Annotated in this window: 24 protein-coding genes; 4 read left to right on the forward strand and 20 right to left on the reverse strand. The window is 68.7% G+C overall.

What is annotated here, in order from left to right:
- Window positions 1-19: 19 nt before the first annotated feature.
- Window positions 20-439, forward strand: a complete 420-nt coding sequence (locus tag ACFWHT_RS09355) for a rhodanese-like domain-containing protein (protein WP_378827620.1) — start codon at window positions 20-22, stop codon at window positions 437-439.
- 82 nt (window positions 440-521) lie between these two features.
- On the opposite strand, the gene ACFWHT_RS09360 is transcribed toward ACFWHT_RS09355, so the two are convergent.
- From ACFWHT_RS09360 to ACFWHT_RS09380, 5 genes are all read right to left on the reverse strand, one after another.
- Window positions 522-944 (reverse strand): cytochrome c oxidase subunit 4, encoded by a 423-nt coding sequence (locus tag ACFWHT_RS09360; RefSeq protein ID WP_378827622.1) that lies wholly within the window; start codon window positions 942-944, stop codon window positions 522-524.
- Window positions 945-947: 3 nt separating this feature from the next.
- Window positions 948-2,687: a cytochrome c oxidase subunit I gene (ctaD, locus tag ACFWHT_RS09365; protein WP_378827623.1), complete on the reverse strand. Its 1,740-nt coding sequence runs from the start codon at window positions 2,685-2,687 to the stop codon at window positions 948-950.
- 3 nt (window positions 2,688-2,690) lie between these two features.
- Window positions 2,691-3,590: a cytochrome c oxidase subunit II gene (gene coxB / locus ACFWHT_RS09370; RefSeq protein ID WP_378827625.1), complete on the reverse strand. Its 900-nt coding sequence runs from the start codon at window positions 3,588-3,590 to the stop codon at window positions 2,691-2,693.
- Between the two features lie 90 nt (window positions 3,591-3,680).
- Window positions 3,681-4,043, reverse strand: coding sequence for an iron-sulfur cluster insertion protein ErpA (erpA, locus tag ACFWHT_RS09375; protein WP_378827627.1), 363 nt, complete (start codon window positions 4,041-4,043; stop codon window positions 3,681-3,683).
- 94 nt (window positions 4,044-4,137) lie between these two features.
- Window positions 4,138-5,553, reverse strand: a complete 1,416-nt coding sequence (locus ACFWHT_RS09380) for a dipeptidase (protein ID WP_378827629.1) — start codon at window positions 5,551-5,553, stop codon at window positions 4,138-4,140.
- A gap of 45 nt (window positions 5,554-5,598) precedes the next feature.
- Here ACFWHT_RS09380 and ACFWHT_RS09385 point away from each other — a divergent pair, with 45 nt between their 5' ends.
- A complete protein-coding gene (locus tag ACFWHT_RS09385; RefSeq protein WP_378827631.1) occupies window positions 5,599-6,162 on the forward strand; it encodes a DUF3043 domain-containing protein in 564 nt (187 codons plus the stop codon).
- Window positions 6,163-6,195: 33 nt separating this feature from the next.
- On the opposite strand, the gene ACFWHT_RS09390 is transcribed toward ACFWHT_RS09385, so the two are convergent.
- The 5 genes from ACFWHT_RS09390 to dnaE form a co-directional block, all read right to left on the reverse strand.
- On the reverse strand, window positions 6,196-7,215 hold the full coding sequence (locus ACFWHT_RS09390; protein WP_378827633.1) for a quinone-dependent dihydroorotate dehydrogenase: 1,020 nt from the start codon (window positions 7,213-7,215) through the stop codon (window positions 6,196-6,198).
- A gap of 10 nt (window positions 7,216-7,225) precedes the next feature.
- Window positions 7,226-7,702 (reverse strand): transcriptional regulator NrdR, encoded by a 477-nt coding sequence (nrdR, locus tag ACFWHT_RS09395; protein WP_378827635.1) that lies wholly within the window; start codon window positions 7,700-7,702, stop codon window positions 7,226-7,228.
- 11 nt (window positions 7,703-7,713) lie between these two features.
- Window positions 7,714-9,045 carry a histidinol dehydrogenase gene (hisD, locus tag ACFWHT_RS09400; RefSeq protein WP_378827637.1) on the reverse strand — a complete coding sequence of 444 codons (1,332 nt, stop codon included), beginning with the start codon at window positions 9,043-9,045 and terminating at the stop codon, window positions 7,714-7,716.
- 4 nt (window positions 9,046-9,049) lie between these two features.
- Complete coding sequence (locus tag ACFWHT_RS09405) at window positions 9,050-10,366, reverse strand: hypothetical protein (protein ID WP_378827639.1); 1,317 nt, start codon at window positions 10,364-10,366, stop codon at window positions 9,050-9,052.
- Window positions 10,367-10,460: 94 nt separating this feature from the next.
- Window positions 10,461-13,979: a DNA polymerase III subunit alpha gene (dnaE, locus tag ACFWHT_RS09410; RefSeq protein WP_378827641.1), complete on the reverse strand. Its 3,519-nt coding sequence runs from the start codon at window positions 13,977-13,979 to the stop codon at window positions 10,461-10,463.
- Window positions 13,980-14,057: 78 nt separating this feature from the next.
- On the opposite strand from dnaE, the gene ACFWHT_RS09415 reads away from it, so the two are divergent.
- Window positions 14,058-14,540: an NUDIX domain-containing protein gene (locus ACFWHT_RS09415; protein WP_378827643.1), complete on the forward strand. Its 483-nt coding sequence runs from the start codon at window positions 14,058-14,060 to the stop codon at window positions 14,538-14,540.
- Between the two features lie 12 nt (window positions 14,541-14,552).
- On the opposite strand, the gene ACFWHT_RS09420 is transcribed toward ACFWHT_RS09415, so the two are convergent.
- Genes ACFWHT_RS09420 through ACFWHT_RS09430 form a run of 3 tightly spaced genes read right to left on the reverse strand, consistent with a single transcriptional unit; the run spans window position 14,553 to window position 16,350 of the window.
- The gene (locus ACFWHT_RS09420; protein WP_378827645.1) at window positions 14,553-15,305 is read right to left on the reverse strand and encodes a hypothetical protein; all 753 of its coding nucleotides are present in this window, start codon (window positions 15,303-15,305) and stop codon (window positions 14,553-14,555) included.
- A complete protein-coding gene (locus ACFWHT_RS09425; RefSeq protein ID WP_378827647.1) occupies window positions 15,302-15,742 on the reverse strand; it encodes a DUF6114 domain-containing protein in 441 nt (146 codons plus the stop codon). Before ACFWHT_RS09425 ends, ACFWHT_RS09420 begins: the two co-directional genes overlap by 4 nt.
- On the reverse strand, window positions 15,733-16,350 hold the full coding sequence (locus tag ACFWHT_RS09430; protein WP_378827649.1) for a DUF6230 family protein: 618 nt from the start codon (window positions 16,348-16,350) through the stop codon (window positions 15,733-15,735). The genes ACFWHT_RS09425 and ACFWHT_RS09430 overlap by 10 nt, the downstream gene beginning before the upstream one ends.
- A 90-nt stretch (window positions 16,351-16,440) precedes the next feature.
- On the opposite strand from ACFWHT_RS09430, the gene ACFWHT_RS09435 reads away from it, so the two are divergent.
- Complete coding sequence (locus tag ACFWHT_RS09435) at window positions 16,441-17,052, forward strand: TetR/AcrR family transcriptional regulator (RefSeq protein WP_378827650.1); 612 nt, start codon at window positions 16,441-16,443, stop codon at window positions 17,050-17,052.
- A 5-nt stretch (window positions 17,053-17,057) separates the two neighbouring features.
- Here ACFWHT_RS09435 and ACFWHT_RS09440 read toward each other — a convergent pair whose 3' ends face one another.
- From ACFWHT_RS09440 to ftsZ, 7 genes are all read right to left on the reverse strand, one after another.
- The gene (locus ACFWHT_RS09440) at window positions 17,058-17,993 is read right to left on the reverse strand and encodes an RluA family pseudouridine synthase (protein WP_378827652.1); all 936 of its coding nucleotides are present in this window, start codon (window positions 17,991-17,993) and stop codon (window positions 17,058-17,060) included.
- Between the two features lie 2 nt (window positions 17,994-17,995).
- Window positions 17,996-18,511, reverse strand: coding sequence for a signal peptidase II (gene lspA, locus ACFWHT_RS09445; RefSeq protein ID WP_378827655.1), 516 nt, complete (start codon window positions 18,509-18,511; stop codon window positions 17,996-17,998).
- A gap of 67 nt (window positions 18,512-18,578) precedes the next feature.
- Entirely contained in the window at window positions 18,579-19,157 is a 579-nt protein-coding gene (locus ACFWHT_RS09450) for a DivIVA domain-containing protein (RefSeq protein WP_378827657.1), read from the reverse strand.
- 143 nt (window positions 19,158-19,300) lie between these two features.
- The gene (locus tag ACFWHT_RS09455) at window positions 19,301-19,600 is read right to left on the reverse strand and encodes a YggT family protein (protein WP_378827659.1); all 300 of its coding nucleotides are present in this window, start codon (window positions 19,598-19,600) and stop codon (window positions 19,301-19,303) included.
- A 2-nt stretch (window positions 19,601-19,602) separates the two neighbouring features.
- Window positions 19,603-20,070 carry a cell division protein SepF gene (locus ACFWHT_RS09460; protein WP_378827662.1) on the reverse strand — a complete coding sequence of 156 codons (468 nt, stop codon included), beginning with the start codon at window positions 20,068-20,070 and terminating at the stop codon, window positions 19,603-19,605.
- Window positions 20,071-20,114: 44 nt separating this feature from the next.
- Window positions 20,115-20,816, reverse strand: coding sequence for a YggS family pyridoxal phosphate-dependent enzyme (locus tag ACFWHT_RS09465; RefSeq protein ID WP_378827664.1), 702 nt, complete (start codon window positions 20,814-20,816; stop codon window positions 20,115-20,117).
- Window positions 20,817-20,819: 3 nt separating this feature from the next.
- Window positions 20,820-21,965: a cell division protein FtsZ gene (gene ftsZ / locus ACFWHT_RS09470; protein ID WP_378827666.1), complete on the reverse strand. Its 1,146-nt coding sequence runs from the start codon at window positions 21,963-21,965 to the stop codon at window positions 20,820-20,822.
- Between the last annotated feature and the right edge of the window lie 64 nt (window positions 21,966-22,029).

The following is a 22,029-nucleotide window of genomic DNA, read 5'->3' on the forward strand; positions in this document are numbered from 1 at the left end:
CCCGGGTAGCCTGAGAACCATGATCGACCGTCAGGACTTCTTCGCCGCCAAACTCGCCTATGAGACCGATGCGAGCGACGTGTACACCGCTCAGAAGGCCGGGGCTCCCCTCGTGGTCATCGACGTCCGCTCCGCTGAGGCTTGGGCGCAGGGTCGCGTTTCCGGAGCCGTGCACATGCACTACAGCGAGATCCCGGTTCGCGCTCCCCAGGAGATCCCGGCGGACGCAGAGGTCGTCGTGTACTGCTGGAGCCCCGGCTGCAACGCGGGGGCGAAGGGCGCCCTCGAGTTCGCGAAGCTCGGCTACACAGTGCGCGAGATGATCGGCGGATTCGAGTACTGGGTGCGCGAGGGCTACCCGATCGAGGATGCCGACGGCATCCACCGCCGTCCGATCGACCCGACCACCGGCGTCCCCCGCGTACGCAGCCGCGCCTGAGAACATGTCGTACTGAGGCGAGACCGCAGGGAACACGAGAACGCCCCCGGAGACCTCCGGGGGCGTTCACAGTCTGTGTGCGTCAGCGGGCGAAGTGACCGCGGTAGTACTCGTAGACCCAGCCGACGATCGCGACGACGAAGACCGCGAGGCCGATCGGAAGCAGGAAGTGGCCCACCGCCATTCCGAGCAGGAACAGCGTCGCCGAACCGGCCAGCACGAGCGGCCACCACGACCACGGGCTGAACTCTCCGAGCTCCGGGTCACCGTCGTCGATGTCGGCGGTGAGCACGTCTTCGGGCAGCTCGCCGCCCTGAGCCTTGTAGGTCTTGTTGAGGTAGACGGCGATCATGGATCCCATGAAGGCCGTGAACAGCAGGGCGACCGTGCCGACCCACTCGACGTGTCCGTGATTCGCGTCGAGCAGGTTCCACACCGTGTAGGTGACCGCGACGATCGCGAAGAAGACGGTGATGACCCACCACAGGACGACGTTACTGCGCATGGCTTACTTGCCCTCTCCTGCTGCTGCGGCGGCGGCGGGTACGCCCACCGGATGCTCGGCCGCCTCGGGGTGGTTGAGGTCGAACGCGGGACGCTCGCTGCGGATGCGCGGGATCGACGTGAAGTTGTGACGCGGCGGCGGGCACGAGGTCGCCCACTCGAGCGATGCGCCGTAGCCCCACGGGTCGTCGACCGTGACCTTCGGTGCCCTGCGGGCCGTGATCCAGACGTTCAGGAAGAACGGCAGCATCGATGCTCCGAGGATGACCGCACCGATCGTGGAGACCTGGTTGCCCCACTCCCAGCCGTCGGCCGCGGAGTAGTCCGCGTAGCGACGCACCATGCCGTCGACGCCGAGCCAGTGCTGGACGAGGAAGGTCATGTGGAAACCGATGAACAGCATCCAGAAGTGGATGTAGCCGAGGCGCTCGTTGAGCATCCGGCCGGTCCACTTCGGCCACCAGAAGTAGAAGCCGGCGAACATGGCGAAGACGACGGTGCCGAACACGACGTAGTGGAAGTGCGCCACGACGAAGTAGGAGTCGCTGAGGTGGAAGTCCAGCGGCGGCGCCGCGAGGATCACACCGGTCAGACCACCGAAGACGAACGACACGAGGAAGCCGAGCGAGAACACCATCGGCGTCTCGAAGGTGATCGACCCTCGCCACATGGTGCCGATCCAGTTGAAGATCTTCACACCGGTCGGAACCGCGATGAGCATCGTCATCAGGGCGAAGAACGGCAGCAGCACGGAACCGGTGACGTACATGTGGTGCGCCCAGACCGCGACCGACAGGGCTGCGATCGCGATCGTCGCGTAGACCAGCGTCTTGTAGCCGAAGATCGGCTTGCGGCTGAAGACCGGGAAGATCTCCGAGACGATGCCGAAGAAGGGCAGCGCGATGATGTAGACCTCAGGGTGTCCGAAGAACCAGAACAGGTGCTGCCAGAGCAGCACGCCGCCGTTGGCCACGTCGTACACGTGCGAGCCGAGGACACGGTCGGACGCGGCGGCGAACATGGCGGCCGCGAGCACGGGGAAGGCCATCAGGATCAGCAGGCTGGTGATGAGCGTGTTCCACGAGAAGATCGGCATGCGCCACATGGTCATGCCGGGCGCGCGCATCGTGATCACCGTGGTGATGAAGTTCACCGCGCCGAGGATCGTTCCGAAACCGGACATACCGAGTCCGAGCATCCAGAGGTTTCCTCCCGCACCGGGCGAGAAGGTGGCGCTAGCGAGCGGCTGATACGCGAACCATCCGAAGGAGGCCGCCCCCTGCGGGGTCAGGAAGCCGGCGACCGCCATGATCGAGCCGAACGAGAAGAGCCAGAAGGCGAAGGCGTTGAGACGCGGGAACGCGACGTCCGGGGCGCCGAGCTGCAGGGGAAGGATCGCGTTGGCGAACCCGGCGAACAGTGGCGTCGCGAACATCAGCAGCATGATGGTGCCGTGCATCGTGAACAGCTGGTTGTACTGCTCCTTGGTCGGCACGATCTGCATGCCGGGTGCGAAAAGCTCCGCGCGGATGACGAGTGCCATCACGCCGCCCAGCAGGAAGAACAGCACCGAGGCGATCAGGTACATGTACCCGATGGTCTTGTGGTCGGTGGAGGTGATCCACTTGACGATGATGTTGCCCTTCTGCTCCACGCGCGTGGAGGAGAGCAGCGCCGCCTGACGGGGCGGGATGGTGGTCGGACGGGAGCCGTTCACCGAGGTGGGGTCAGCTGTGGTCGTCATGGCTTACTCCTCTTCCTCGGCGTCCGTGCTCGCGCCGGTGCCGGGGAGATTGCTGAGACGGTCGTAGGCGTCGTTGATGTCGCCCGTGTTGCCCTCGTCGCGGAGGGACTCGAGATAAGCGTCGTACTCGGACTGCTCGACGACCTTCACGTTGAACAGCATCATCGAGTGGTACTCGCCGCAGAGCTCGGCGCACTTGCCGTCGTACTCGCCGACGCGCGTCGGGGTGAACGACCAGGTGTTGTCCTTCCCGATGTACATGTCCTTCTTGTACAGGAAGTCGATGATCCAGAACGAGTGGATCACATCGCGGGACTGCAGATTGATGGTGACCTTCTGGTCGACCGGCAGCACCAGCGTCGGAAGCTTGCTCTTGTCGATGTCGCCGTTCGCGGCCGGGTCCGCCTGAACGCCCATGGTCCACACGGCGTCGGAGTTGTCCTCCTGCTCGCCGTCGTACTGGAAGTCCCAGGCCCACTGCTTGGCGATCGCGGTGATCTCGACGTCGGGGTTCTCCCACTTCGTCTCGATCTCGGCCTGGTCGCGCGCGGTGAAGAAGAACATCCCGAGGACGAGGATCAGCGGGATCACCGTGTACAGGATCTCGATCGGCATGTTGTAGCGCAGCTGCACCGGGAGCCCGGTCTGCCCCGCGCGACGACGATAGGCGACGACGGCCCACGCCATGAGGCCCCACGTGATGATGCCAACGATCAGCAGCACGACCCACGAGGTCACCCAGAGTCCGGCGACGCGATCGGCCTGGTTGGTCGTGGCGGGCTCGCCCTCCACGAAGCCGGGGAGGAAGCCATGCAGCTCAGTGGCAGAGCATCCCGCCAGTACCACAGCTGCCGCGACTCCCACGGGGAGTGCGGCCCAACGAAGGCGGCGTTTCGAGGGCACGATGCACCTTTCAGATCTCGGACAGGGGCATCCCTCAGTCTAGGGCAACCTCACACCCGATTCATGCCAACCGCGCAGGTTGACGGGGACTCAGTGGAAGCTGTCGCCGCAGGCGCAGCTGCCGGCCGCGTTGGGGTTGTCGATGGTGAAACCCTGCTCCGAGATGGTGTCCTTGAAGTCGATGGAGGCGCCGTCGAGGTACGGGACGCTCATGTTGTCGACGATGACCTCGACGCCGTCGAAATCGACCGTCTGGTCGCCGTCGAGGAAGCGCTCGTCGAAGTACAGCTGGTAGATCAGGCCCGAGCATCCGCCGGGCTGGACCGCGACGCGCAGGCGCAGGTCGTCTCGCCCCTCCTGCTCGAGAAGGCTCTTGACCTTCTGGGCGGCGGCGTCGGTCAGTGAGACGCTGTGGGTGGCGGTGGCCTGGTCGGTCAGTGCGGTGTCGCTCATGTCACTCCTTGTGAACGGGCAGCACGGGACTGCTGCTCGGTGTCGATTCTACCGCCGGCGCGTGCACGGAGGGCGGGCGGGCGCGGGCTGCGACTCAGGATGCGATCCGGTGTGCGTTCATGCGCGTCAGCAGAAGCGCCTCCGTGCGGACGGCGTTGCGGAAGGTCTTCAGGTGCAGGGATTCGTTGGGGCTGTGCGCGCGGGAGTGCGGGTCCTCGACGCCCGTGACGAGGATCTGCGCGCCGGGGAACTCGCGGACGAGATCGGCGATGAACGGGATCGAACCGCCCACGCCGAGGTCGACGGCGGCCTTGCCGTAGCCGTCCGCCATCGCCTGACGGGTGAGCTCGACCGCCCAGCCGCCCGTGTCGACGAGGAAGCCGTCGCCCAGATCGATGTCCGAGAAGGTCAGCTCGGCGCCGAAGGGCGCGTGGGCGTCGAGGTGCGCCTTCAGGGCGGCGTACGCGTCCTTCGCGTCCTGACCGGGGGCCACACGCGCGCTGATCACGACGCTCACCTCGGGCAGGAGCGTGTTGGACGCCTGGGCGACGCTCGTCGCATCGATGCCGGTGATCGTGATGGAGGGCTTGTTCCAGATGCGACCGAGAATGTCCTCGCGGCCCACCGGGGAGGTCCCCGGAAGGAGCCCGGTCTCATCGCGCAGCGTCTCCTCGGCGTAGGCCGGGGTCTCCCCCGTCCGCGAAGTCATGCCCTCGACCGCGACAGCGCCGTCTTCGTCCCAGAGCGTCGCCAGCAGCGTGACGGCGGCCATCATGGCATCCGGCACCGCACCACCGAACATGCCCGAGTGCGAAGCGTGCTCGAGCGTGCGGATGCGCAGCGTGAAGCGCGCGTTCCCGCGCAGCGACACGGTCAGTCCGGGGGTCTCGGAGTCGAGGTTGCCGGAGTCCGCCACGACGATCGCGTCGGCGCGCAGCGCCTCGGCGTTGTCGCGCAGGAAGCGGGCGAAGGAGCGGGAGCCGTACTCCTCCTCCCCCTCGATGAACAGGGCCACGCCGAGATCGAGATCGTCGCCGAGCGTCTCGGACACCGCTCGCAGCGCGGCGATGTGCGCCATCACCCCGGCTTTGTCGTCCGCCGCCCCCCGGCCGTAGAGACGGCCGCCGCGGACCGTCGGCTCGAACGGCGGCGTGTCCCACAGCGCGTCGTCGCCGGGGGGCTGCACGTCGTGGTGGGCGTAGAGCAGGATCGTGGGCCGGCCGTTGCGGGCCTTCCTCGTCGCGAGCACCGCAGGCTGACCGAGCTCTTCGGTGTCGTCCACGTGCGCGCGCAGCACCCGGACGTCGTCGAACACCCCGGTGCCGCGAGCGAGCTCGGCGATGGCATCCGCACTGCGCTCCAGGTGCGTCTGGTCGAAGGACGGCCAGGCGATCCCAGGGATCCGCACGAGCGCGCCGAGATCGGCGAGGGCGGAGGGGATGCCGAGGGCGACCGCCTCGACGACAGCGGATTCGGGTGCCGGTCCAGCCGACGATGCAGACGTGGTCATGCGAGTAATCTTAAGGGCGAACCCGATTCCGAACTGAGGTCGAACGTGTCCAAGCCCATCCCCGCCGCCAACGACGACGCCCCCGAGACGCCCGCCGTGGGCAAGGGGCGCGCCACGCCGACGCGCGCCGAACGCGAGGCCGCGAACCGCCGCCCGCTGGTCGCGAACACCAAAGAGGCGCGTGCCGCGGCCAAGGCGGATCTGCAGGCGCGCCGCGAACGTGCACGGATCGGGATGGAGCAGGGCGAGGACAGGTACCTCCCCGCCCGCGACAAGGGCCCGCAGCGCCGGTGGGTGCGCGACTACGTCGACGCCGGCTGGCATCTGTCCGAGTGGATCATGGCGGCGATGCTCCTGGTCATCCTGCTCAACCTCGTGCCGCTGCCCGACGTCCAGCTGTGGTCGATGGTCGCGCTGTGGGGATACATGCTGCTGGCGATCCTCGACATGGTGCTGCTGAGCATGCGGATCAAGAAGAAGGCAGCGGTGAAGTTCGGTGCCGAGCGCCGCGAACGCGGCCTCGGCTGGTACGCCGCGATGCGCGCGCTGCAGATGCGCTTCATGCGTCTTCCCAAGCCGCAGGCCAAGCGCGGTCAGTACCCGGACTGATCCGGGATCGTCGTCATCGGAGGCCTGTGCCGCTCAGCGGCGCAGGCCTCTGTTGATCTGACGGGCCCAGAGCGGCCCCCGGTACAGGAACGCCGTGTAGCCCTGCACGAGTGTCGCACCGGCGTCCAGTCGCTCCTGCACGTCCTCGGCCGTCTCGACTCCGCCGACCGCGATCACGCAGAAGTCACCGGGAACGGCCTGCCGGACGACGGCGAGCACCTCGAGCGAGCGCTGCTTGAGCGGCGCGCCCGAGAGTCCGCCGGCCCCCGCCGCCTCGACCACGCGGGCATCGGTGCGCAGACCCTCGCGGGAGATCGTGGTGTTGTGCGCGATGATGCCGGCGAGGCCCTCGTCGACCGCCAGCCGAGCGATCGCGGTGATCTCCTCGTCCGGCAGATCCGGGGCGATCTTCACGAGCAGGGGCGTGTCGCCCGCGGCGTGCTTCACCGCACGCAGCAGCGGCGCCAGCGTCTCGACGGCCTGCAGTCCCCGCAACCCCGGGGTGTTCGGCGAGGAGACGTTGACGGCCAGATAGTCGGCGAGCGGTGCCAGACGGACGGCGGATGCCACGTAGTCGGCGACCGCGTCCTCGACCGCCACCACCCGGCTCTTGCCGATGTTCACGCCGATCACGGCGCGTGGCGCGCGACGGCGCAGCGCCGACAGACGCCGCTCCGCCGCCCGCGCACCGGCGTTGTTGAATCCCATCCTGTTGATGACCGCGCGATCGGCGACGAGCCGGAACAGACGCGGCTTCGGATTGCCGTCCTGGGCGATCGCCGTGACCGTCCCGACCTCGATGTGCCCGAATCCCAGTGCGTCCAGACCCCGCACACCGACCGCGTTCTTGTCGAACCCGGCGGCCACGCCGAACGGCGACGGGAAGCTCAGTCCCAGAGCGTGCACGGCCTGATCGGCTCGCGGCGCGGTGAGCCCGCGCGCGGCCCAGGCGAAGGGTCGGATCCCGAGGACGCGGATGACCGCCATGGCGGCGTGGTGTGCGAACTCCGGATCGAAGCGCGACAGGACGTGGCGGAAGAGCAGTGGATACATCACTGCCAGGTTACCGCTCGGACGATTCCGCTCCGGCCCGCTCGTGATCCGCGCGCAGCTCACCGATCGACCGCTCGAAGTCCTCCAGGGAGTCGAACTCCTGGTAGACGCTGGCGAAGCGCAGGTAGGCGACCTCGTCCAGCTCGCGGAGCGGGCCGAGGATCGCGAGCCCGATCTCGTTGGTGTCGAGCTGCGAGACCCCGGTCTGGCGCACCGCCTCCTCGACCTTCTGGGCGAGCACCGCCAGGTCGGCCTCGGTCACCGGGCGCCCCTGGCACGCCTTGCGCACGCCGGAGATGACCTTGTCCCGGCTGAAGGATTCCATCACTCCCGACCGCTTGATCACCATGAGGCTCGCCGTCTCGGTCGTCGAGAACCGGCCTCCGCACTCCGGGCACTGACGTCTGCGGCGGATCGACAGTCCGTCGTCGCTGGTGCGCGAGTCGATCACTCGCGAGTCCGGATGCCGGCAGAAGGGGCAGTGCATGATCTCCCAGCCTACTCGGCGGACGCCGCAGCGGTCCGCGGCCCGGCGAACCGCGCCTGGACGGCGTCGCCATGAGCGGGCAGCACCTCCGCCTCGGCCAGTGCGACGATGCCGGCTCGCACCTCCGCGAGAGCCGCGTGATCGTACTCGATGACCTGCTGCGGACGCAGGAACGTGTACGCACCGAGGCCCGCCGCGTACCGCGCCTGTCCTCCGGTCGGGAGGACGTGATTGCTTCCGGCCATGTAGTCGCCGAGGCTGACGGGGGTCTGATCGCCGACGAACACGGCGCCGGCGCTCGTGAACCGCTCGGCGGCCGATGACGCATCCGACAGGTGCAGTTCGAGGTGCTCGGGTCCGTACGCGTTGCTGAACGCCTCGGCCATCCGCCGGTCGTCGACGAGCACGATCGCGGACTGGGGGCCGGCGAGCGCTGCCGCCACCCGCTCGGCGTGTCTCGTCGTGCCCGCTCGCTCGGCGACGCGCGCGGCCACCCGCTCGGCGAGGTCCGGCGAGTCCGTCACGAGCACAGCGGACGCCTGCTCGTCGTGCTCCGCCTGGCTGACCAGGTCGGCGGCGACGAGGTCGGCGTCGGCGCTCTCGTCGGCGACGATGAGGATCTCGGTCGCGCCGGCCTCGGAGTCCGTGCCGACCACCCCCGCGACGGCGCGCTTGGCCGAGGCGACGTAGTTGTTGCCGGGGCCGGTCACCACGTCGACCGGGTCGAGCCCGAGGCCTGCCACGCCGTGTGCGAGGGCGCCGATGGCACCGGCGCCTCCCATGGCGTACACCTCGTCGATGCCCAGCAGCGCGGCGGCCGCCAGGATGGTCGGGTGGACGCGCCCGCCCAGATCGGCCTGCGGCGGTGAGGCGAGGGCGATGCTGGTCACTCCGGCGACCTGCGCCGGCACGACGTTCATCACGACGCTCGACGGGTAGACGGCTTTGCCACCGGGGATGTACACCCCGGCGCGTGTGACCGGCTGCCAGCGCTGCGTGATGCGCGCGCCCGGTCCGACCCGCGTCTCCTGCGGAGCCGGCACCTGCGCGGCGGAGCCTCGCCGCACTCGGTCGATCGCGGCCTCGAGAGCCGCCCGCACCTCCGGGTCCACAGAGGCGACGGCCTCGGCGAGGTGCTCGGCGGGGACCCGGATCGCGTGACCGGTGACACGATCGAAGCGCTCGGCCTGGTCGCGGAGCGCGGTCTCGCCACCGACGCGCACGTCATCGACGATCTGCGCGGCGGCGGTGAGCGCCTCTGCGCGCGCCTGGGCGGCGCGGGGAACGGATGCGAGCATGCCCGCCGGCGCGAGACTCTGCCCGCGGAGATCGATGGTGCGCACGCACTCAGCCCTTCGTGATGTCGGTGATGTCGTGGAGATAGCCGATGCGTCCGTCGTCGTGCCGCACGACGTACGCGCCCTCGCGGTCCTCGATGACGAGGGTCCACGCGGTCGGGCCGATGCGGAACAGCGGATGCCCATGCTCGTCGAGCACGTCGCGTTCGGTCTGCGCGAGGACCCAGAAGGGCTGCTGCGGCTCCGCCCCGGACGGCGTGGGCTCGGCGGAGCGGTGGCGTCGCAGTGGGGCATCCCCGTCATCCGGCAGGTCGCGACCGACCGTCGTCGCGTCGTCAGCGGCGGCCGTCGTCTCGTCCGCCGGGGGCGGTTCGTGCGAGGTGGCGGGTGTCGCCGCGAAGATCTCGTCCAGCGCGCCGATCGGGTCGGTGTAGGCCGTGCCTGTGTCACGGGCCCACGCGCCGCCGTGTGCGTCCGCCGTCTCGGCGGGTGCCTCCTCCAGCGGAGGATCGGCGTCGTGCACAGGCGCCTCGGATCCGCTCCCGGACCCGCGCTGGGGCGCCGGGATCGTCTCGATCACGCGGGTCTGGTCGTCGGAGGCCTCCTCGGTGGGGTGATCATCGATCACCAGCGTGAGAGAGGTGTCCACGCCGGGCTGTGCGACGTCGGTCCGAGCAGCATCCGGATCTCCCGCGGCGGCGGGCTGCGCGTCGTCCTGCTCCCGGGCGCCGTCCTCGTCCTCCGCCGGGGCGGAGGCGGGCGCGTCCGGCCGCGGCCGGACGATGACGGGTCGCACGGGATTCGCGCTGCGGTGCGCGAGGGTCTCCATCCGGCCCAGGAAGTCCTCGCGCAGGCGCGGGATCAGCGGCGCCGCCACGGTGGCGGCCACGAGCGCCAGAGCTCCCAGCTGCGCCACCACCGTCACCCAGCCGACGAGGAAGACCCCCGTGTCGATGCTCGCCGAGATCTGACGCCACAGCAGCTGGGCCCATGCGAGCGCCGCCACGGCGGCGGCCACGGAGGCGAACTGGTCGATGCCGAGCGATCCGACGCGACGGATCCCGTCGGGCGAGAGCCGGCGGAGCACGACGAGGAAGACGGCGACGGTCGGCACCCCGACGGTGAGGATCCAATCGATGCCCCGCGTCCACACGGAGCCGGCGTCCAGGACCACCGGGAAGAAGGAGACGATGAAGATCACCGCCCAGGCGGCGACGATCGCCAGCTCGCGCAGTGTGAACCCGAGGATGCCATACTCCGGCTCCACCTGCTCCTCGAAGTACACCGCGTCGTCGATCGGCGCGTCGGTCGCCGAGGCGTCCTCGGGCGCGTCGTGGGGCCGGATGCTCTCCTGTCCGGTGCTCATCGAAGCCGATCCTTTCGTCGCTGTCGCTTCACCGCGAGTCACGATCCTACCGATGTGAGCCGCACGACTCGTGAGAGGTGTCGGGTCGAGCCGCTCACCCGAGGCAGGTGGGACCGAGCAGCGACTTGAGGTCTCCGAACAGGTCCGCGGACACCTTGACCGGCATCGGCACCTCGAACACCTTCGCCGACCCACCGCGATGCACGCGCAGGAGCACCTCGGTGTCGCCGGAATGCCGGCGCAGCACGTCGGCGAGATCGAGCATGACGCGTTCCGTGGCACGCTGCTCCGCCACGAGCAGCGACAGCGGACCGGCGGCGTCGAAGGATCCGATGTCGGGAGCGAAGGCGGACTGCGCATGCAGGTTCAGACCATCGTCGCGGCGCGAGACCCGACCGCGCACGGCGAGGATGGCATCCTGCTGCAGAGTGTGCTGGAACTCGGTGTACGTCTTGCCCATGAACATGATCGTCACCTCGCCGTTGAAGTCCTCGACGGTGATCATGCCGTACGGATTGCCGCTCGCCTTGGCCACACGGTGCTGGACGCTGGTGACGAGACCCGCGACGGTCACCTGATCGCCGTCCTGCAGATCCTCGGAGGTGAGCAGGTCGTTGATCGAGAGCGACGCGTGCTTGGCGAGGGGCACCTCCAGGCCGGCGAGCGGATGATCGGAGACGTACAGGCCGAGCATCTCGCGCTCGAAGGCGAGCTTGTCCTTCTTGATCCATTCGGGACGGTCCGGCACCTTCGCGGGCGGCGCCTCCTCCATCTCGTCGTAGAGGCTGTCGAAGTCGAAGCCGATGGCCCCCTGCGCCTCGTTGCGCTTGCGGTCGACGGCCGCTTCCACGGCGTCCTCGTGGACCTCCATCAGCGCACGCCGGGTGTCGCCCATCGAGTCGAAGGCGCCGGCCTTGATCAACGATTCCACGGTGCGCTTGTTCGCGACGTGCAGCGGCACCTTGTTCAGGAAGTCGTGGAAGGAGGTGAACTTCTCGTCCTTGCGCGTGGCGACGATGCCGTCGACGACGTTCGTGCCGACGTTGCGGACGGCGCCCAGACCGAAGCGGATGTCCTCGCCGACGGCGGCGAAGAAGTTGATCGACTCGGACACGTCGGGCGGCAGCACCCGGATGCCCATGCGCCGGCACTCGTTGAGGTACAGCGCCATCTTGTCCTTGGAGTCGCCGACGCTGGTCAGCAGTGCCGCCATGTACTCGGCCGGGTAGTGCGCCTTGAGGTACGCGGTCCAGTAGGAGACGAGCCCGTAGGCCGCGGAGTGCGCCTTGTTGAAGGCGTAGTCCGAGAAGGGCAGCAGGATATCCCACAGCGCCTTGATCGCGGCCTCACCGTAGCCGCGCTCCTTCATGCCTCCGGAGAAGCCCTCGTACTGCTTGTCCAGCTCGGACTTCTTCTTCTTGCCCATCGCGCGGCGCAGGATGTCCGCCTGGCCGAGGCTGAAGCCCGCGACCTTCTGCGCGATGGCCATCACCTGCTCCTGATAGATGATGAGTCCGTACGACTCCTGCAGGATGTCCTTCAGCGGTTCCTCGAGCTCGGCGTGGATCGGCGTGATCGGCTGCTGGTCGTTCTTGCGCAGCGCGTAGTTGGTATGGGAGTTCGCGCCCATGGGACCCGGTCGGTACAGCGCGATGAGCGCGGAGATGTCGCCGAAGTTGTCGGGCTTCATCAGGCGCATGAGCGAGCGCAGCGGCGGACTGTCGAGCTGGAAGACGCCCAGCGTGTCGCCACGGGCCAGCAGATCGTAGACCGCGCGATCGTCGAGTTCCAGATGCTCGAGGTCGAGCTCCTCCCCCCGGTTCATGCGGATGTTGTCGAGGGCGTCCGAGATGATCGTGAGGTTGCGCAGTCCCAGGAAGTCCATCTTGATGAGCCCGAGCGACTCGCAGGACGGGTAGTCGAACTGCGTGACGATCTGACCGTCCTGCTCGCGCTTCATGATGGGGATGATGTCGAGCAGCGGGTGCGACGACATGATCACGCCGGCGGCGTGCACGCCCCACTGCCGCTTCAGTCCCTCGAGCCCCAGCGCGCGGTCGAAGACCGTCTTCGCCTCGGGATCCGTGTCGATCAGCGCACGGAACTCGCTGGCCTCCTTGTACCGCGGGTGGGCGCTGTCGTACATTCCGCTGAGCGGCATGTCCTTGCCCATCACGGCCGGTGGCATGGCCTTGGTGAGCCGGTCCCCCATGCTGAACGGGAAGCCGAGCACGCGACCTGCGTCCTTCAGCGCCTGCTTGGACTTGATCGTGCCGTAGGTGACGATCTGCGCGACGCGCTCGGAGCCGTACTTCTCCGTGACGTACTCGATCACCTCGCCACGACGGCGGTCGTCGAAGTCGACGTCGAAGTCGGGCATGGAGACGCGGTCGGGGTTGAGGAAGCGCTCGAAGATGAGACCGTGCTCGAGCGGGTCGAGGTCGGTGATCTTCATCGCATAGGCGACCATCGACCCTGCGCCCGATCCGCGTCCCGGTCCGACGCGGATGCCGTTGTCCTTGGCCCAGTTGATGAAGTCGGCGACCACGAGGAAGTAGCCGGGGAAGCCCATCTGCAGGATGATGCCGACCTCGTACTCGGCCTGCTTGCGGACCTTGTCCGGGATGCCGTTCGGGTACCGGTGGTGCAGGCCCTTCTCGACCTCCTTGACCAGCCAGCTGTCCTCCGTCTCGCCGTCGGGCACCGGGAAGCGCGGCATGTAGTTCGCCGTGGTGTCGAACTCCACCTCGCAGCGCTCGGCGATCAGCAGGGTGTTGTCACACGCCTCGGGGTGATCGCGGAACATCTGGCGCATCTCCTGCGCCGTCTTGATGTAGTAACCGTCGCCGTCGAACTTGAACCGGTTCGGGTCGTCCATCGTCGACCCGGACTGCACGCACAGCAGCGCCTCGTGCGCATCGGCCTCGTGCTGGTGCGTGTAGTGCGAGTCGTTGGTGGCGACCAGCGGGATGTCGAGGTCCTTGGCCAGTCGCAGCAGATCGGTCATGACCCTGCGCTCGATGGACAGTCCGTGGTCCATGATCTCGGCGAAGTAGTTCTCCTTGCCGAAGATGTCCTGGAACTCGGCCGCGGCGGCGCGCGCAGCGTCGTACTGCCCGAGGCGCAGCCTGGTCTGCACCTCGCCCGACGGGCACCCGGTGGTCGCGATCAGGCCCTTGCCGTAGGTCTGCAGCAGGTCGCGGTCCATGCGCGGCTTGAAGTAGTACCCCTCGATGCTGGAGAGCGAGCTGAGCCGGAACAGGTTGTGCATGCCCTGCGTGTTCTGGCTCCACATCGTCATGTGCGTGTAGGCACCCGATCCGGAGACGTCGTCGCTCTTCTGATCGGGTGATCCCCAGGCGACACGGGATTTGTCGCTGCGGTGGGTGCCGGGGGTGACGTACGCCTCGAGGCCGATGATCGGCTTGACGCCCGCCGATCTGGCGGCGTTGTAGAACTCGAAGGCCGCGAAGGTGTTGCCGTGGTCGGTCACGGCGATGGCCGGCATCCCGTAATCGGCGGCCGCCTGCGTCATCGCCGCGATCTTCGCCGCCCCGTCCAGCATCGAGTACTCGCTGTGGACGTGAAGGTGCACGAAGGAGTCGGAGGCCATGCATCGAGTCTACGAGCAGACCCCGACACCGGGAGCCGGTGCCGGGGCCCTCGGCCGGGCCCGGATACGCTCGGAGACATGACCACACCGGATTTCGTCATCGCCCTTCGCGAGCGCATCGGACACGACCCGCTCCCCCTCGTCGGCGCGACCGCGGTCGTCTTCCGCGACGAGAAGGTGCTGCTCGGCAAGCGGGCCGACAACGGGGCCTGGCAGACGATCGCGGGCATCGTCGAGCCCGGCGAGGAGCCCGCGGACGCGGCGGCGCGGGAGTGCCTGGAGGAGGCCGGTGTCGTGGTCTCGGTCGACCGTCTCGCCCTCGTCCAGCAGGTCCCCCGCATCACCTACGCCAACGGCGACCAGGTCGACTACATCGACATCGTCTTCCGGTGCACCTGGGTCTCAGGCGAGCCCCATCCGGCCGACGGCGAGCTGACCGAGGTGGGCTTCTACGACCTCGCCGCCATGGGCGACGTCGACGACGCGCACGTGCGCAAGATCGCCCTGGCGATGGCCGAGGAGGACCCGGCGCACTTCCGCGGCGGGCGTGTCAGGCGCTGAGCGGCGACCGCTTCACTTCTTCGCCACGATCCTCTGGTCGGTGTTCGTGTAGCTGATCGAGTCGGCGATCGTGCCGACCAGACCCATGCTCACATTCAGCAGCCCCGGTTCGACGTCGTCCAGCGACGGCGGCGTGTCCACGCCGAGCGTCAGCAGCGTCCTGCCGTCCTTCCCCGTCGCGGTGAGCGAGCCGAGGTAGACGGTGACGTTCCCCCGCAGCGTCATGGTGTCCGCGTCGGTCACCAGACCGTCCTCCTCCGGCGGACGCACCGAGAGGGAGAAGCCGGTGATCGTGATCGTGTCGGCGCTGATCTTGAGCACCCGGATGCGGTCTCCGTCGATCGTGGGCACCGTGACCAGGCCGATGGAGCTCAGCCCGGTGAACGACAGTCCCTTCGACGCCATCTGGGCGGGTGTGCCGGTGAAGATCGGGGCGCCATCGTCCGGTTCCGCGGGCGAGGGCGTCTGCGGTGTCTCAGGTCCCGCCCCCTCCTCGTCGCCGTCCGTCGGGGCCACGTCGCCGTCCGGCACGTCCGGTGCGACCGGCTGCGTGGCATCCCCCTCGGGCACCGCCGACGGCGACGGGGACGGCGACACCGCCGGCGGCGAGGGTGTGGGCTCCGGCGTGGGCTTCGGACACCAGATCAGCGGGATGCACAGCGCCGGTCGCACCTGCGACGACGCCGCGGCGCCGATCGTCAGCGGCGTGAGCAGCGCGCAGAGCGCCGCGATGATCACCGCGGTGCGTGTCGGCCTCGTCCTCACGCGGGCGGCTCCCCGGCATGCACCCGCTTCGTCCTGGGCATCCACGCGACGACGAGGACGCCGCCGACGCATCCGAGCAGCATCCCGACGAGGAATCCTCCGAGATTGACCCCGACCAGGGAGTACAGCGCGACAGCGAGCGCGATCACCCCGTAGAAGACGTGATGGGCCGGCATCGACACCGCCAGCACGCCGAGCAGGACGAGCAGGATCGGGATGATCGTCGCCTGAAGTCCCTCGATGCCGAGCTGTATGTGCAGCTCACCGAAGTCGAGCTGGCCCGAGAAGAACATCTCGACACCCGCCACGACCAGCAGAAGCCCTCCCGCGAAAGGACGGCTGCGCCGCCAGCGACGGAACGCCGCGCGGCGCGCAGGAGGCGCGTCCGCCGGAGCCGCGGTGTCGTCGGTCATCGCGGTGCCCTCGCTCAGAAGCATCCCTGCGATCCGTCCGTCAGCTCCAGCGTCATGCCTGTCAGCGTGAAGACGGACGCCTGCGTGCTCCACGCGGTCTGCTGGAGATTCTTGATCGTCACCGTGTCGGCGTCCTGGGCGAAATCGCCGGCCGAGCCCTTGGCGTCGGTGCCGACGGTCGACGCATCCACGCCGATGCGGATCGTGCCGAACGACGCGTCGCCCTTCAGACCGGTCATGCCGATCTGCAGATCCGACGCACTGGCGGGGTTGCCGCCCCCTCCTGCCTTGATCAGCACGCCGACCTTCCCGAGCGGGGTCTCGGACACGACGGACTGACAGAGGTCTGCGAGCGTCGCGCTCTTGATGTTCGCGATCGCGACGGTGTGCTCACCGCCCTCGCTGTCCTTCGTGACGCCGGCGTACTGGGAGAACCCGCTGCCCTCGAGCAGGCTCGCGCTGATCTGGAACTGACTTCCCGAGACCGCGAACGACACGGGCACCTGTCCTTGGGCCACCCCGCCCAGCAGCACCGCGGCGGCGATGCCGACCGGAACGGCGGCGAGCGTGATGCGGCCCGCGTGGGTCGCGGTCGCCTTCGAGATCAGCTTCTTGCGGCTGGGGAACTTCATCGATCCTCCTGGGGGCGTCAACGGCGGCGCTCCGCCAGAATACCCGTCATTGACTCCGAGTCAATACTGCTCCCCGCTAGGATCGGCGTCATGCCTGCCGAGCGTCGCGTCCGCCTCTCCCCGGACGAGCGACGGGCGCAGCTGATCGCCGCGGGCGTCAACTTCCTCTCCGATCACTCCCTCGACGACCTCACGATCGACGGGCTCGCCGCGATCAGCGGCGTGTCGCGGGCGCTGGTGTTCCACTACTTCGACACCAGGCAGGGCATGCATCGCGCAGTCGTGCAGGCGGCGCGGGACGCTCTTCTCGACGCCACGCTCCCCCGGCCGGAGCTGCAGCCGCGCGAGCGCGTGCACGACGTGCTGCTGCGCATCACGCGGTTCGTCGACGAACATCGCGGCACCTTCTTCTCGCTCGTGCGTGGCGTCGCGAGCGGCGATCCGACCGTGCGGGCCGTCGTCGACCAGGCGCGCGAGGCCAATGCCGAGCACCTGCGGGCGTCGCTGGTCGAGCTCGGCGAGACCGACAGCGCCGTGCTCCGGCTCGCCCTGCGCGCGTGGGTCGCCTTCACCGAGGAGACGCTCATCAACCTGGCCTCCCGGCCGGACGAGGTCGGCCGTCCCGACCGGGACGAGATCGTCGCGTTCCTCGAGCGCACTCTGGACGGGGTGGTCGCCGCGGCACGCGACGCGGCCTTCTGAGCGGCTCAGTCCTCGCGCACACGTCCGGGATCGAGCACATCGAGCGCATGCTCGAAGTCGGCCGGGTAGGGCGATTCGAACCGGACCCACTCGCCCGTCGCCGGATGCGCGAAGGCGAGCCGATGCGCGTGCAGCCACTGCCGGGTGAGGCCGAGCCGGGCCGACAGGGTCGGATCGGCACCGTAGAGCGGGTCGCCCACGCAGGGGTGGCGGTGCGCGGCCATGTGGACGCGGATCTGGTGCGTGCGCCCTGTCTCCAGGTGAACCTCGAGGAGGGAGGCTCCCGGGAACGCCTCGAGCGTCTCGTAGTGCGTCACCGAGGGTTTGCCGTCGGGGACGACCGCGAACTTCCAGTGGTGGTTCGGGTGCCGGCCGATGGGCGCGTCGATCGTGCCGGCAAGGGGATCGGGATGCCCCTGCACCACCGCGTGATAGATCTTCTCGACGGTGCGTTCCTTGAAGGCGCGCTTGAGCGCGGTGTACGCCGCCTCGGTCTTCGCCACGACCATCAGGCCGCTCGTGCCGACATCGAGCCGGTGCACGACACCCTGGCGCTCCGGCGCACCGGAGGTCGCGATCCGGAACCCGGCCGCCGCCAGAGCGCCCACCACGGTCGGCCCCTCCCAGCCGAGGGAGGGATGCGCCGCGACGCCGGTGGGCTTGTCGACCACGACGATGTCGTCGTCATCGTGCACGATGCCGAGCTCCGGCACCGCGATCGGGACGATGCGCGGCTCCTCCCGGGGAGACCACGACACCTCCAGCCATCCCCCCGCGCGCAGCCGATCCGACTTGCCCAGGGTGGTGCCGTCGAGGCTCACACCACCGGCTTCGGCGACCTCGGCGGCGAAGGTGCGCGAGAAGCCGAGCATCTTCGCCAGCGCGGCGTCCACACGGACGCCGTCCATGCCGTCGGGCACGGGCAGGGTTCGCGACTGCACGCTCAGGCTTCGCTCGGCGTGGCCACGGCTTCCGGCGGCGATGCCTCGCCGTCATCCGCCGCATGATCGCGTTCGCGCGTGCCGTCCAGCCGAAGTCCCGTCACGACGAGCAGCGCGACGGAGATCATCCCGGTCACGATGAAGATGTCGGCGACGTTGAAGATGGCCGGCAGCATCCACGGCATCGAGATCATGTCGACGACGTGGCCGACCGCGAACCCGGGTTCACGCAGAAGCCGGTCGGTGAGGTTGCCCAGCACGCCCCCCAGCAGGCAGCCGAGCACCACCGCCCACAGACGAGACCGCACGCCCACGGCCTTCCACACGATCACGCCCGCGACCACGGACAGCGCGATCGTGAAGATCCAGGTCATGCTCGACCCGATCGAGAACGCCGCGCCGGAGTTGCGGATGTAGAAAAGCTGGAGGAACTCACCCAGCACCGGCACGGCCTCCCGCTCGGGAAGGTGCTCGATGGTGAGGTGCTTCGCGAACTGATCGGCGGCCAGGACGATCACTGCGAGAACCGCGACGATCGCGCCGGCCGCCGACCGACGAAGGGGACGACGCCCTGCCAAGGGTGACCTACAGGCCGATGGCGGAGACGGGGGTCGAGTCCGTCGACGACTTCTGGTCGAGGTCGCGCAGCTGTCCCTCGATCATCGCGCGCAGCTTGCCGCGGTAATCGCGCTCGAACTCGCGGAGTTCGGTGATGCGACCTTCGAGAGTGTTGCGCTCGCGCTCGAGTCGTGCGGACTCCTCGCGCTGCTTCGCCTCTGCCTCGGTGCGGATGCGAGCCACTTCGGCCTCGGCGTCCTCGATGAGCTGCTTGCGCTTGGCCTCGCCCTCCGCGACGTGCTCGTCGTGCAGACGCTGAGCGAGCTCGATGATGCCGGCGGACGTGCCCGTGGCGGAAGCCTCTGCGGCCGGGGCGGCGGGAGCGGGAGCTGCGGCCACGGGCGCTGCGGCCACGGGCTCTGCAGCGGACTGGCCGGACTCGAAGGCGGCGAGCTTCGCCTTGAGCTCGTTGTTCTCCTCGATGGTCTTGCGCCATTCAACGACGATCTCGTCGAGGTAGTCGTCGACCTCCTCGGGGTCGAACCCGTCCTTGAATCGGACGTGCTGGAACTCCTTGTGGACGACGTCATCCGGGGTAAGTGCCATGGGTGGCTCCTCTTTCGATGAGTTCTTTTGGCCAGTCGTTGAGAGATGGCGCGGTGTTCAGTCGACGCGTACCCGGGGCGCGCGCCTGGGAGCCAAGCATAGTCCCCCCGTCTGTGCGACGCGATGTGACGGCGCGGGGAGCGTCAGGTGAGAGCGCGCACGATCGACATGAGGATCAGCACGACGATCATGGTCAGCGCGAAGCCGAAATCGAGCGAGATGGTGCCCAGGCGCAGCGGTGGCACGATCCGCCGGAAGAACCGGATCGGCGGATCCGTGAGCGTGTACGCCAGCTCGGCGAGCACGAGACCCACGCCCTTGGGACGCCACTGCCTGTTGAACAGCGGGATGTAGTCCAGCACGAGCCGGGCGATGAGCACCAGCACGTACAGCGTCAGCACCAGCTCGACGATGCCGCCGACGATGCTGAGTGCGGCTCCCAAGGTCAGGAGTCGAACGAGGCGGATTCCGCCTGGGCGAGGCCGCCCTGGCCGGAGACCGCGATGTTCTCGGGCGACAGCAGGAAGACCTTGCTCGTGACCCGCTCGATGCGACCGTAAAGACCCAGTGACAGCCCGCTCGCGAAGTCGATGAGGCGACGCGCGTCGGCATCGCTCATCTGCGACAGATTGATGATCACCGGCACGCCCTCGCGGAAGTTCTCGGCGATGACCTGTGCGTCGCGGTACTGCTTCGGATGCACGGTGAGGATCTCGTTCACCGCTCCCGCGGACGGCTGGCGCACCGCGGTCGGGCGGCGCAGGGGCGTCACAGGCGCGGGGGCCTGCTCCTCGCGCTCGCGCTCGCGCTCGCGCGGTGCGCGGACGGGAGACGACGAAGCCTCCTGCTCGTAGACCTCTTCCTCATCGGCGAGGCCGAGATACACCATGGTCTTCTTCAGCGGGTTACCCATCGTGTCCTCCGGTTCGAACGTTTCGGGCTGGTCTGGTTCACAGGTTATCCCCGCTCGGGTCGCGGTCCTGTGATTGCGGAACCGATCCGCAGGTGTGTCGCGCCGGCGTCGATCGCCTGCACGAAGTCGCCGGTCATGCCGGCCGAGATCCAGGACGCATCCGGAGCGAGGCTTCTGACGCGCTCGGAGACCCCGCGCAGTCGCGCGAAGGCGGGTGCCGGATCCTCGTCGAGCGGGGCGACGGCCATCACGCCCCTCAGCCGCAGCGAGTCCTGGCCGAGCACGTGCTCGGCCAGCTCCTCCGCATCCGTCAGGGCGCTTCCGCCGCGCCCGGCGTCGTCGGTCAGGTTCACCTGCACGAGCACGTCGAGCACACGGTCGTCATCCGCCGCGCGGTGAAGTGCGTCGGCGAGACGGAGCCTGTCGACCGAGTGCACGACGTCGGCGCCCCGCCGGATCGCCGCCGCCTTGTTCGTCTGCGCCTGCCCGATGAAGTGCCAGCGCAGACCAGCGGACTCGGCGCGAGCCTCGCGCAGAGAAGCGCGCTTCGCCGTCATCTCCTGCTGCCGGTTCTCGCCGACATCGGTGACCCCCAGCGCCTGCAGGTCGCTGACCAGCTGCGCCGGATGGAACTTCGTGACGACGATCCTGGTGATCTCCCCCGGTTCGCGGCCCGCCGCACGCGCGGCGTCGGCGATCCGCGCGTCGATCGCCGACAGCCGCGCCGCGAGAGCCCCGTCAGGCACGGGTCACTTCAGGAACTCGGGGATGTCGAGGTCGCTGTCGTCCGCGAAGGCGGGCTCGATGCTCGTCGCGACGGGAGCCGGCGCGACGGGCTTGACCGCCTCGGTGCGCTCGTTCTCATCGGCCTTCTCCTCCGGGCGCACCTCGGGAAGCGTGCTGGCCGCGGGGCGCTCGACCACCATGGGCTCCAGGCGCGGGGCGGGCTGGCCTCCGTCGAAGCCGGCGGCGATCACCGTGACGCGCACCTCGTCGCCGAGGGTGTCGTCGATGACCGTTCCGAAGATGATGTTCGCCTCGGGGTGCGCGGCCTCCTTGACGAGGTCGGCCGCGTCGTGGATCTCGAAGATGCCGAGGTTGGAGCCGCCCTGGATGGACAGCAGCACGCCGTGCGCGCCCTCGATGGACGCTTCGAGCAGCGGCGACTCCACGGCCAGCTCGGCCGCCTTGATCGCCCGATCGGCGCCCCGGGCCGAACCGATGCCCATGAGCGCGGAGCCCGCGCCCTGCATGACGGACTTGACGTCGGCGAAGTCCAGGTTGATCAGGCCGGGGGTGGTGATCAGGTCGGTGATGCCCTGAACACCGGCCAGGAGCACCTGATCGGCCGTCGCGAAGGCCTCGATCATCGAGATGCCGCGGTCGCTGATCTCCAGCAGACGGTCGTTGGGCACGACGATGAGGGTGTCGACCTCTTCCTTCAGCTTGGCGACGCCCGCCTCGGCCTGGCTCTGCCGGCGACGACCCTCGAAGGAGAACGGCTTGGTCACGACGCCGATGGTCAGGGCGCCGATCGACTTCGCGATGCGCGCCACCACGGGCGCACCGCCGGTGCCCGTGCCACCGCCCTCTCCGGCGGTCACGAAGACCATGTCGGCGCCGGTGAGGGCCTGCTCGATCTCCTCGGCGTGGTCCTCCGCCGCGCGGCGACCGACCTCCGGGTCGGCCCCGGCGCCGAGACCGCGGGTGAGCTCGCGGCCCACGTCGAGCTTGACGTCGGCGTCGCTCATCAGCAGCGCCTGCGCGTCGGTGTTCACGGCGATGAACTCGACTCCGCGGAGCCCGAGCTCGATCATGCGGTTGACGGCGTTGACGCCGCCACCGCCGACGCCGACGACCTTGATCACGGCGAGGTAGTTCTGGTTCTGGCTCATGGCCGGCCTCCGTTATTCGAGCCTGACGGGGAGAAACTTTAAACCTCAACGAGAGGGTTAAACT

Origin of the sequence: Microbacterium sp. NPDC058342 (assembly GCF_042723935.1) — a bacterium.
Classification (GTDB): domain Bacteria; phylum Actinomycetota; class Actinomycetes; order Actinomycetales; family Microbacteriaceae; genus Microbacterium.

Excerpts from the sequence above, each read along its gene's own strand:
- ACFWHT_RS09355 (WP_378827620.1), top strand. The coding sequence starts at position 20 with ATGATCGACCGTCAGGACTTCTTCGCCGCCAAACTCGCCTATGAGACC.
- ACFWHT_RS09360 (WP_378827622.1), bottom strand. The coding sequence starts at position 944 with ATGCGCAGTAACGTCGTCCTGTGGTGGGTCATCACCGTCTTCTTCGCG.
- ctaD (WP_378827623.1), bottom strand. The coding sequence starts at position 2,687 with ATGACGACCACAGCTGACCCCACCTCGGTGAACGGCTCCCGTCCGACC.
- erpA (WP_378827627.1), bottom strand. The coding sequence starts at position 4,043 with ATGAGCGACACCGCACTGACCGACCAGGCCACCGCCACCCACAGCGTC.
- ACFWHT_RS09380 (WP_378827629.1), bottom strand. The coding sequence starts at position 5,553 with ATGACCACGTCTGCATCGTCGGCTGGACCGGCACCCGAATCCGCTGTC.
- ACFWHT_RS09390 (WP_378827633.1), bottom strand. The coding sequence starts at position 7,215 with ATGTATCCACTGCTCTTCCGCCACGTCCTGTCGCGCTTCGATCCGGAG.
- nrdR (WP_378827635.1), bottom strand. The coding sequence starts at position 7,702 with ATGCACTGCCCCTTCTGCCGGCATCCGGACTCGCGAGTGATCGACTCG.
- ACFWHT_RS09405 (WP_378827639.1), bottom strand. The coding sequence starts at position 10,366 with ATGAGCACCGGACAGGAGAGCATCCGGCCCCACGACGCGCCCGAGGAC.
- dnaE (WP_378827641.1), bottom strand. The coding sequence starts at position 13,979 with ATGGCCTCCGACTCCTTCGTGCACCTTCACGTCCACAGCGAGTACTCG.
- ACFWHT_RS09415 (WP_378827643.1), top strand. The coding sequence starts at position 14,058 with ATGACCACACCGGATTTCGTCATCGCCCTTCGCGAGCGCATCGGACAC.
- ACFWHT_RS09425 (WP_378827647.1), bottom strand. The coding sequence starts at position 15,742 with ATGCTTCTGAGCGAGGGCACCGCGATGACCGACGACACCGCGGCTCCG.
- ACFWHT_RS09430 (WP_378827649.1), bottom strand. The coding sequence starts at position 16,350 with ATGAAGTTCCCCAGCCGCAAGAAGCTGATCTCGAAGGCGACCGCGACC.
- ACFWHT_RS09435 (WP_378827650.1), top strand. The coding sequence starts at position 16,441 with ATGCCTGCCGAGCGTCGCGTCCGCCTCTCCCCGGACGAGCGACGGGCG.
- ACFWHT_RS09450 (WP_378827657.1), bottom strand. The coding sequence starts at position 19,157 with ATGGCACTTACCCCGGATGACGTCGTCCACAAGGAGTTCCAGCACGTC.
- ACFWHT_RS09460 (WP_378827662.1), bottom strand. The coding sequence starts at position 20,070 with ATGGGTAACCCGCTGAAGAAGACCATGGTGTATCTCGGCCTCGCCGAT.
- ftsZ (WP_378827666.1), bottom strand. The coding sequence starts at position 21,965 with ATGAGCCAGAACCAGAACTACCTCGCCGTGATCAAGGTCGTCGGCGTC.